This window comes from Porphyromonas crevioricanis (assembly GCF_900167225.1).
GTDB lineage: Bacteria > Bacteroidota > Bacteroidia > Bacteroidales > Porphyromonadaceae > Porphyromonas > Porphyromonas crevioricanis.
Map to the genome: position 1 here is coordinate 213,645 of NZ_FUXH01000002.1, position 11,065 is coordinate 224,709.

Annotated in this window: 6 protein-coding genes and 1 tRNA gene; 2 read left to right on the top strand and 5 right to left on the bottom strand. The window is 48.4% G+C overall.

All coding sequences use genetic code 11. The features are described 5' to 3' along the window. The first annotated feature begins 10 nt into the window (after positions 1-10). Positions 11-880: a DUF6263 family protein gene (locus tag B5D48_RS02070; protein WP_023936149.1), complete on the top strand. Its 870-nt coding sequence runs from the start codon at positions 11-13 to the stop codon at positions 878-880. 523 nt (positions 881-1,403) lie between these two features. Beyond that, positions 1,404-1,478 (top strand) — tRNA-Pro (locus tag B5D48_RS02080). Between the two features lie 256 nt (positions 1,479-1,734). Here B5D48_RS02080 and B5D48_RS02085 read toward each other — a convergent pair. From B5D48_RS02085 to leuS, 5 genes are all read right to left on the bottom strand, one after another. Beyond that, entirely contained in the window at positions 1,735-3,729 is a 1,995-nt protein-coding gene (locus tag B5D48_RS02085) for a urocanate hydratase (RefSeq protein WP_023936153.1), read from the bottom strand. 724 nt (positions 3,730-4,453) lie between these two features. Then, the gene (rpiB, locus tag B5D48_RS02090) at positions 4,454-4,900 is read right to left on the bottom strand and encodes a ribose 5-phosphate isomerase B (protein ID WP_023936160.1); all 447 of its coding nucleotides are present in this window, start codon (positions 4,898-4,900) and stop codon (positions 4,454-4,456) included. Positions 4,901-4,913: 13 nt separating this feature from the next. After that, positions 4,914-6,947, bottom strand: a complete 2,034-nt coding sequence (locus tag B5D48_RS02095; RefSeq protein ID WP_023936162.1) for a transketolase family protein — start codon at positions 6,945-6,947, stop codon at positions 4,914-4,916. 239 nt (positions 6,948-7,186) lie between these two features. Beyond that, a complete protein-coding gene (locus B5D48_RS02100) occupies positions 7,187-8,182 on the bottom strand; it encodes a YitT family protein (RefSeq protein ID WP_023936164.1) in 996 nt (331 codons plus the stop codon). A gap of 33 nt (positions 8,183-8,215) precedes the next feature. Further along, a complete protein-coding gene (gene leuS, locus B5D48_RS02105; RefSeq protein WP_042120149.1) occupies positions 8,216-11,005 on the bottom strand; it encodes a leucine--tRNA ligase in 2,790 nt (929 codons plus the stop codon). Positions 11,006-11,065 lie beyond the last annotated feature (60 nt).

Genomic DNA, 11,065 nt, shown 5'->3' on the forward strand with positions numbered 1-11,065 from the left:
CATTTAACACATGACAATCAAAAGAACCATCCTTCTATTCGTTGCTGCCATGGCAATAGCTGTGGGTGCTTCGGCACAACAGAAGTACAACTTGCGTCTCAATCTAGCTGACAAAGCAGCCTATACAGTCTCCACGGAGCACAACAACAGCTCTACTGTGAATGCAGCAGGGCAGCAGATGAAGCTCGGACAGAGGATGAAAGTCTCTACAAAAATGTCCTACGACAAGTTGTCGGACGGTAATTTCCGTTGCACAATGACGATCGGTCGAATCGACATGGAAGCCGATGCAATGGGGCAAACTATGCAAATCTCGTCGGCAGATGCCACAACGAATGAGCAAAACAAACTCTTCAAGGCTATTGTAAATAAGCCGATCTACACCACTCTTTCTCCTCAGGGACGCTCCTTGGGTAAGGAAGATGTGAGCCAGATAGAGCAGGCCGTGGAGTCGATAATGCCCAATCTTGGCAAGGCCATGGCTGAGCAAATGCGCAGTCAGGCTGTCACTAATAACTTCTATTTCCCCAATCATCCGGTAGCAGTGGGAGAGAGTTGGGTTTGCGAGCTAAGTAATAATTTGCCAACCATGGCTGGTAAAGGAGAAACCCTGACCGTGAAGCAAACAATCAAATGCACACTGAAAGAGGTAACAGACAAATTCTTCGTCCTTAATACTGTAGGGGATATTATCACAAACGAAAATGGAATAGAGCTAAAAGGACTCCAGGAGACCAAACTGTACATAGATCGTAATACTGGTATTGTTGATCATGCCACAGTCAAGGCTAATTTGGGAGGCCATGTATCTCAGATGGGGCAGGAAATGGATGTAAAGAGCATTGTTTCTGGCAAAGTAATAGTAAAGCCTGTCAAATAAGGAGTGTCTGAATTGTCAAGACTTCTGATTTCAGAGCTTGACCAAGTTTTTTTGATAAGGTGCTGTGGGCAAAATTCGATTTTGCTCACAGCACCCATTTAGGTGCGTTAGAATGCGCAAAAAGCAAGGCCCTAAGACTGGGGCTGAAGGGAGTATACCGGAGTATGGAACCGAAGTCCAATGTTGCAAGTAACACAACAGTTTGTGTATTATGTGACACACCATCTTTTCTGATGTAAGCCCCTCGAATTTCTCTATCAAGATTGTTGCATAATTATGCTTCTCGTTGCATTATTCAGGCTACTTCGATTGAGGGGCGTGTACATGAAAGATTAAAGTCTCAGCATTCACTCCTGTATTCTGCGAAGTTCGGCCAAGAAGAGACTGTTGAAACAGTCTTTTGGAGAGATATGAGATATAGGCGAGGGAGCATAGACAATCATCTCAAAAAAAGAGCTATTGTGCTGCTCACAAGCCTTGCAGAAGAAAAATATAGTTGTACCTTTGTCAGCGGTTTTACCAACGGGGTGTAGCGCAGTCCGGTTAGCGCATCTGCTTTGGGAGCAGAGGGTCGAAGGTTCGAATCCTTTCACCCCGACGATTTGAGAAAGGCCTCTGCCATTAGAAAGTCTTAGTGCTTTCCGATGGCGGAGGCTTTTTTGTGAGATCCTTGTTCCCTATCTCAACAAGAGTGGCATTTTGCAGGGTTGGGCAGAAAGGCTGTTGTACCCCACCCTTTTTTTTGAGAGACAGATAGGACGTAAAAAGAAAAGCGACTACTTCGAGACAAGAAGTAGTCGCTTTTTTCGTGAGCTCCCTACCAAGAGAGAACTTGAGCCTGTCTATCTACAAAATCAGAGCACTTTGTCAAGCAGGGCTTCATCTACCAAGTAGGGTAGTGTGATGTGGTAATGGTCGCTATGCTCCTGGTTGAATTGGGCCGAGGTGGACATGGCATTGGCATTTCTTGCCCATGAGCGACGAGCAACGCCACCCATTACGTCCCAAAGCATAGCCGACTTCAATATCTCATCTACACGCTCGGAACCATCCAATACCATACCAAATCCACCATTGATAGATTTGCCGATACCTACGCCTCCTCCATTGTGCAAGGCAACCAAACTCATTCCTCTGGCTGCATTTCCGGCGTAGCATTGCACGGCCATATCGGCCATTACGTTACTACCGTCTTTGATGTTAGATGTTTCACGGAAAGGAGAGTCTGTGCCGCTTACGTCGTGGTGGTCACGACCCAGCATTACCGGTCCGATCTCTCCGTTGCGCACCATTTCGTTGAACTTAAGAGCAATTCTCAAACGACCTTCTGCATCTTGATAGAGGATGCGAGCTTGCGTGCCTACTACCAACTGGTTTTTCTCTGCATCGCGGATCCAGATATAATTGTCGAGGTCTTGACCACGTCTGTTCGGGTCAATACAGCTCATTGCTGCGTGGTCTGTCTTGAGCAGGTCTTCGTGCTTACCGCTAAGGCATACCCAACGGAAAGGCCCATAACCATAGTCAAACAGCTCCGGCCCCATGATGTCTTCTACATAGCTTGGCCAGATGAAACCGTCTTTTTCGTCTTCTCCGTTGCGTGAGATTTCTTTCACTCCGGCATCGTAGATAGATTTCATGAAGGCATTGCCATAGTCGAAGAAGTATGTCCCCTTGGCAACAAGTTTTTTCACGGCCTCGAAGTGGCGACGGAGACTGATGTTCACTTCTTCCTCAAACTTGTAACGGTCTTTCGCCAACAGAGCTGTACGCTCCTCAAAAGTGAGACTGGCCGGACAGTAACCACCTTCATAGACAGCGTGGCAACTGGTTTGGTCGCTTAGCAAGTCGATATGTATATTGTTGGCGATGGCGTATTCCAGCAGTTGCACGATGTTGCCGTGGAATGCAATGGAGCAGGCCTCTTTCTTTTCTATAGCTCGAGTTGCCATTTCAAAGGCTTCTTTCTCCGATTCGGCTATGAGCTTTACCCAGCCTTGGGAGTGGCGAGTCTCGATACGAGAGCTGTCCACTTCGGCTACGATAGATACGGCCCCGGCAATATCGGCAGCTTTGGGTTGAGCTCCACTCATACCTCCAAGACCGGACGAAACAAAGAGCTTGCCGGCCAAATTGCCATCTTGTGGAATGCCTAATTGTTGTCTACCGGCATTGAGCAGGGTATTGAATGTCCCATGCACGATCCCCTGCGGTCCGATATACATCCAGCCTCCGGCAGTCATTTGCCCATAGTTGGCAACACCCATTTGGGCTGCGATCTCCCAGTCTTTGATATTGTCGTACATCCCCACCATCATAGAGTTTGTGATGATAACGCGAGGAGCAGAGGGTTTGGATTTGAATAGACCCAATGGATGGCCACTCTCTACAACGAGGGTTTGGTCCTGAGTCATTTCCTGCAAGTATTGCATGATCAGGCGATACTGCATCCAGTTTTGACATACCTGACCCGTTTCGCCATAAGTAACCAATTCGTAAGGATAAAGAGCGACAGCGTGAGACAGATTGTTGTCTATCATCACCTGAAAAGCTTTCCCTTCCATACATTTACCTGGATACTCATCTATGGATTTTGCTTTGAGGTCTCCTTGCGGTCTGAAACGATAGCCATAGATTTTGCCTCTTGTCTTGAGCTCTTCGAGGAATTCCGGAGCGAGCTTTTCGTGCAGCTCCTTGGGGATATAGCGCAAGGCATTTTTGAGCGCAATACGTGTTTGATTGGGGTTCAACCTATAGCCTCTGTCCGGAGCTCTACGAATGCCTTCGTCAAAAGTCGGATACTCGGGCAGTTCTGCTGAAAGCGAGAATTTTTGTGAGAGTTGTTCCATAACTTCAATATGTATGTTTTATCTGAATTTGGTCTATTCATTGTACTTGGGAGGAATCCCTTCGGGGGCACTAAATTAGTCATAAATACGCTGAGTCCCAACAGAGGTCTGAATACGTGCAGCGGGAGAAGAAAAAAGGAAGATTCGGACTGTTACACAATCTTGCGCTCGTTGTGTTCGTAACCATCTCGATAGCTCTTTTAGTCGAATTAGTAGTGTGTTATTTTGTTTATAGTTGCTTCTTTTGGTTTTCTTTTAAGGCTCATTTTTCTGCTCGGATTAGGGCCTTTTTGGTCGTGTTTTTCTTCCCTTTTTTGATGTCGACAGGAGCTGTTTTTTTCTAACACGGGAGAGAACGAAAATTCTCTCCTGAGAAAAAAAGTGTTCTCTCCTGTGTTAGCAAAATTTCTCTCAGGAGAGAAATTTGACCCTTTCAACCCCCCCCCTATTCATCGGCCTTTTAAGAGGTCGATGCAAAGCCTATGAAAGGGAGCATGTTTGCTTGTATACGGAGCCCTCTTTTCCCCTCTTTTTTCTCATTTTTGTTGCGATCTGATTTTTACAGAATATATCAATTCTGAAAGAGGAGATCGTTGCATGAGTTCTTGCCAAACAAGAAAAAGGTGTGCCGAAATTAATTTCGACACACCTTCTCGTTAGGTTGTTTGAACAGAGCTGAAGTTCTCTAATCGGGTTGATGATTCGAGTGATTCCTCAGGCTGTCTTAATGGATCGGTATTTTGTTGATTCGCTCGATATGTCGTCCTCCCTCAAAATCTGTAGAGAAAAAGGCCTCTACGATTGCTCGGGCCTCGGCTTCGGTTACAAAGCGTGCCGGAAGGGAGAGTACGTTGGCATCATTGTGCTGTCTGGCCAGGCGAGCTATCTCGGTGCTCCAGCAGAGGGCGGCACGTATGTGGCTATACTTATTCATCACCATGGATATTCCGTTGCCGGATCCGCAAATAGAGATACCCACTTGCAGGTCTCCACTTTGGATGGCCTGGGCCATCGGGTGCGCATAGTCGGGATAGTCGCAACGGTCTTCCGACGGACAACCGAAGTCTTTTGTTGTGTAGCCCATATCCCGAAGCTGTGCAATGACTTTTTGTTTGAGGGCATAGCCTGCGTGGTCGGAGCAGAGACCGATCGTTTTTCCTTTGCCTTCCATTGTCAAGCGTTTTTTAGCGAGTCAATTGTTCTTTGATGCGGGCAGCTACCTGCTCGGGTGTGAAGCCGAGTTTTTCGTCCAGCACTTTGTAAGGAGCTGAGAACCCGAAAGAATTCAGCCCCCAAATGGCAGATTCGTCTCCAACCAAAGAGAGTAGATTGACCGGCAGACCGGCTGTGAGACCGAACTTTTTCATTGAGCGAGGCAGCACGCTCTCTCTGTAGCTCTCAGCTTGCTTGGCAAAAAGACCTTCGCTTGGTACCGACACGATTTGTAGCCTGTGTCCCTCTGCACGCAAGAGTTTGGCGGCCTCTGCCAGAGTCGATACCTCCGACCCGGAAGCCAATAGCACGATTTCGGGGTTTTCGTCTGCCTCTACAACATAAGCTCCGTAGCGAGCCTTCGTTGCATCATTGTACCGGCCTTGTGCCGAAGCTGGCAAGTCGGCAATGTCTTGTCTGGAGAGGATCAGAGCAGTGGGGGTTTTGCGATTTTCTATTGCCATCTGCCAAGCGATAGTCGTTTCTATTGCATCGGCAGGACGGAGAACCAGCATAGCATTCTCTCCACTGTGATTTTGCAATTTTTCCAGCAGTCGTATCTGGGCTTCGTGTTCCACGGGTTCGTGGGTGGGGCCATCCTCTCCAACTCGGAAAGCGTCGTGCGTCCAGATGAATTTGACAGGAAGCTCCATGAGGGCAGCCATGCGGATAGCCGGTTTCATGTAGTCGGAGAAGACAAAGAAGGTACCGGATGCAGCCGTCACTCCTCCATGTAGAGCCATCCCGATCGTTAGGCAAGCCATGGTCAATTCGGAAACTCCCATCTGCAGGAAAGCACCGCTAAAGTCTCCTTTACGCATGGCGTGAGTATGCTTCAGGAAGCCATCTGTCTTGTCTGAATTGGATAGGTCGGCCGAAGTCACAATCATATTTTCTACCGATTCCGATAGCTTGGCCAATACGGTAGCCGAAGCCGAGCGAGTAGCTTGGTTGGGTTTCTGTTCGATGCTTTCCCAATCTATTGCTGGCAGTTCATTGGCAAACCATGCATCATATTTGCAACTCAGTTCGGGGTGCTCGGCTCTCCACCTGTTTTCTTCTGTTTTGCGAGCTCTGCTCAGCTCTCTCAATTCTTCAAGTCGGGAACGATAGAGTTGCTCTACTTCGGGGAATATTACGAAAGGATTTGATGGGTCCCCACCGAGGCTCTTGATTGTCGTTTCCATACAAATGCCAGCCTTTGAAAGCGGTTGTCCATGGGTAGAAATGCGATCCTCTCCACTACCTCCATCCGAGCTGATAGCTCCTTTGCCCATGACCGTATGCCCGATAATAAGGGTCGGTTTGCCTACAATTGCTTTGGCCTCGGAAAGGGCTTTGCGAAGAGCTTCTACATCATGTCCGTCGACCTCTATAATGTGCCAGCCCCAAGCACGGTACTTCATAGCAATGTCTTCGCTGCTGACCTCCTCTACTTTTGTGGAGAGCTGTACGTTGTTCGAGTCGTAGAACATGACTAAGTTGTCCAGCCCCAAATGCCCTGCAATGCGTCCGGCTCCCTGTGAGATTTCCTCTTGGATTCCTCCGTCAGAGATATAGGCGTAGATTGTTTGACTCATCATCCAACCGAAGCGATGTGCCAAGAACTTGGCGGCAATGGCAGCTCCGACAGCGTAGGTATGCCCTTGACCCAGAGGCCCGGATGTGTTCTCCACTCCTCTCTCTACGTCTACTTCCGGGTGTCCCGGTGTACAGCTACCCCATTGGCGGAAGTTTTGCAAGTCTTCCATGCTGTACTTCCCGATCATTGCCAGTTGTGAGTACAACATCGGCGACATATGCCCGGGGTCGAGGAAGAAGCGGTCTCTACCCGGCCAACGTGGACTGTCGGGGTCGAAAATTAGAAATTCGGAAAAGAGCACATTGACAAAGTCTGCCCCACCCATGGCACCGCCGGGGTGTCCGCTCTTAGCTTTTTCTACCATAGATGCAGCAAGGATGCGGATATTGTCTGCTGCCTTGTTCATGAGCTGTCTGTCGTTCATACGGATTGTTGAATGATATAAGTTTGACTTCTGTAGCTACAAAAGTACACAAACTAAATGGGTGCGGATTCCGTCGTTGACCTTGCTTTTAATATAGTTCTCCTTGTAGCTACTACCCTCATTCTCTCACTCTCACCTTTACTCACACATACACACTCTCTCTTGATTTCGAGGAAAAGAAAGGGGAGGGCAGCCAATAACATCAGCTGCCCTCCCCCTTCTTATCCGGAAAAGCCGGATTATTTATCCAATGCGTCGAAGCCTTCTCCGTATACTCCACGTACTCGAGCTTCGGAGACAAAGGCCTTCGGATCTATTTCCCTTATGATTCGATAGATGGGGACAGACATATTTTTGCGTGCTACCACCATCAACACTTTGGCCGATTGGTGACTGTACCCTCCTTGTGCTTCTAATATCGTGCAACCTCTCTTTAGTCGGTTGGTGATAGCCTCATTGATCTCTTCGTATTTGAGACTGAAGATGAGGAACTGCACCGACTGCCGATTGCTATTCATGTAGAAGTCCAGAGTCTGTGCGACAACTAATATCTCTACCACAGAGAAGGCCAGCTTGCCCAATGCCACGCTCCACGGATACTGTGGCCCCATATAGTGGCTCACGATACAACCAGTAACGATGATCACTGTATCTACCATGATCATGGCTCGTCCGAGGGAGATATTTCTGTACTTGTTGATAATAGCCACTACAACATCGGTACCTCCTGTACTGCCATTGACAGAGAACACAAATCCCAGACCAATACCACAGAAAATGGATCCGATAAAGAGGGCGACAAAAGGCTCATTGGTTAGCAATGGTCCTACATGAGGGATGATGTCGGTGACAAAGCCTGGCAAGTTCTGATAGATCTGCAAGCCCTGAGCTGTATCTGTGGGAGTAAACAAAGCCTGACCCACAGGTATAGTGAAAGCGAGCATACCAACTCCTATTACTGTCTTGAGAGAGAATTTCCAACCCAGGAAAACAAGGGAGAGAACCAACAAGCCAACATTGATGATGTTGTAAGGGATTGTAGCCGGAATGTTCGTGGCTATCTGGATAATGGTAGTGATACCGGCGAGTCCTCCGGAAGTTACGTCTTGCGAGAGGATAAAAGCCGTCCAGCCCAAAGTGTAGGAAACTACACCCATAAACATGAAAAGGAGATCCCTCAGGATCGTCTTAACAGGGCTTTTCTTGGCTACAATAGGAGTAGAAGCTGCTGTCATAGCTTGGATCTAAATTTAGATTTTAATGATTCGTCAGATTACAATATTGATGATGCGGCCGGGGACTACAATCACCTTTTTGGGAGCTTTGCCCTCCAGCCATTTGGCTGCAGATGAAGATTGGAGAGCAGCCGACTCTATTTGTTCTTTGTTGAGATTGGCATCCAGATCGAGGTGGAAGCGGACTTTCCCATTGAAACTTACCGGATAGTGTACCGTCTGTTCCACAAGGAGGGATTCATCCAGCTCTGGCCAACAAGCTTCTACGATGCTTTCGGGCTGATCCTCGTTGGCTGTTGCCTGCCAAAGCTCTTCGGCAACATGAGGAGCAAATGGCGAGAGAAGCACGAGCATTGGGCGGAGTACCTTCCGGCTGCGACATCCCAGACGTCCCAACTCATTTACCGTGATCATAAAAGCGGGGACAGAGGTATTGAAAGAGAAGTTCTCGATGTCTTCACCGACCTTTTTGATCAGTTTGTGCAGGAGCTTCAACTCTTCCTTATTTGGCTCGCTGTCTTCGAGGCGCAAGCCTTTTTCGTCGTAGTAGAGAGCCCAAAGTTTCTTTAGGAAACGATGCACCCCGTCTATTCCATTGGTATCCCATGGCTTGCTTTGCTCCAAGGGACCGAGGAACATCTCGTAGATCCGCAGAGTGTCGGCTCCATAGCGATCTATGATATCATCGGGATTGACCACGTTGTACATCGATTTACTCATCTTCTCTACTGCCCAGCCACATACGTACTTCCCATCTTCGAGCACAAATTCGGCTGAAGCAAAATCAGGTCTCCAAGACTTGAAAGCTTCCAAGTCCAGTATGTCATTTTTGACCAGACTTATATCTACGTGGATAGGACTTACTTCGTATCGGTCTTTTAGCCCAAAACTCACGAAAGTATTGCTGTCCTTAATACGATATACGAAGTTGGACCGCCCCTGTATCATGCCCTGGTTTACCAGTTTGCGGAAAGGCTCTGCCTCACAGACTATTCCCAAATCGTAGAGGAACTTGTTCCAGAAACGACTGTATATGAGATGCCCCGTGGCGTGCTCTGTCCCTCCGACGTAGAGGTCTACATGCCGCCAATAGCGATTGGCTTCTGGACTAACCAAAGCATTGTTGTTGTGCGGATCCATGTAGCGCAGGTAATAGGCACTGCTACCGGCAAATCCAGGCATTGTGCTCAACTCCAGAGGGTAACCCTCTTCTGTGTACCAGTCTTTGGCTCGACCTAATGGTGGCTCTCCATTCTCTGTGGGGAGGAATTTGTCTACCTCTGGCAGGCACAGTGGCAGGCGATCTTCCGGGAGAGCATGAGGAACACCGTCTTTGTAATAGATAGGGAAAGGCTCTCCCCAGTAGCGTTGGCGACTGAATATGGCATCTCTGAGACGGTAGTTAGTCTTTACTCGGCCCAGTTTTCTCTCCTTTATGATCTCTTTAGCCTTGGCTATGGCTTGCAGTACGCTCAATCCGTTGAGCAAATCGGAGTTGATGAGGGTGCCAGTCTTGCTATCTTTGGAATCTGTCCATTCAGTAGGATCCGAAGGCTCTTCTCCCTCAGGTACTACAACCTGAATAATCGGTAGACCAAATTTGCGTGCAAAGGCAAAGTCCCGGCTGTCGTGAGCAGGAACGGCCATGATTGCGCCTGTGCCATATCCGGCCAATACGTAATCGCTAATCCAGATCGGTACTTTCTCTCCACTGAGTGGGTTGATGGCATAAGAACCACTAAAAACACCGCTCACTCGCTTGTCGGCAATACGTTCGCGCTCCGTCCTGCGCTTGGTTGCATCCAGATAGGCTTCTACTTCGGCCTTCTGTCCCGGAGTGGTAAACTGCTCTACCAATTTGCTTTCCGGGGCTAATACCACAAATGAAACGCCATAAACCGTGTCCGCCCGTGTGGTGAATACGGTGAATGTCCTGTCACTATCAGCCAATCTGAACTCCAATTCTGCTCCTTCGGATTTACCGATCCAGTTTCGCTGCATCTCTTTCAGAGCGGCAGTCCACTCAAGATCTTCCAGATCGTTGAGCAGCCGCTCGGCATAGGCGGAAACACGCAAGCACCATTGTTTCATTTTGCGCTGCTCCACGGGATGTCCTCCACGGACACTCAGGCCTTCGCTCACCTCATCATTGGCGAGGACGGTTCCCAATGCCGGGCACCAGTTGACCATGCTTTCGCCCAAATAGGCCAAGCGATAGTTCATTAGTATTTCGGATTGGGCTTGGAGCCTCATACTTTGCCATTCTTGGGCACTGAAAGATATTTCAGCCCCGGTATAGGCCATTACTCCATTGCTCCCGCTATTCTCAAATTGTTTGATCAGGGATGCTATTGGTTTGGCCTTTTGTTCGGCTGTATCGTAGTAAGAATTAAAAAGTTGCAGGAAAACCCATTGTGTCCAGTGGTAGTAGGATGGGTCGGAAGTCCGTATCTCTCGGCTCCAGTCGTAGCCGAAGCCGATACGGTCGAGTTGCTCTCTATATCGAGTGATATTAGTCCGGGTTGTTTTCTCGGGATGTTGGCCTGTCTGAATGGCATATTGCTCTGCCGGCAACCCGAAAGAGTCATAGCCCATAGGGTGCAGTACATTGAAACCTCTATGCCGCTTGTAGCGAGCTACGATATCGCTGGCGATATAGCCCAATGGATGTCCCACATGCAAGCCCGCCCCGGAGGGGTAAGGGAACATGTCGAGAATGTAATAGGGACTTTTGGTAGAGTCTTCGCTAACCCTGTATATCTCTTTCTCGCTCCAGTATTTGCGGACGCGAGATTCGATTTCGGCAAAATTGTATTCCTTCATATTTGTGTACTAACCGGGCGTCTTATAACACAGGGGCAAAAGTACGAAATAAACGTTGCA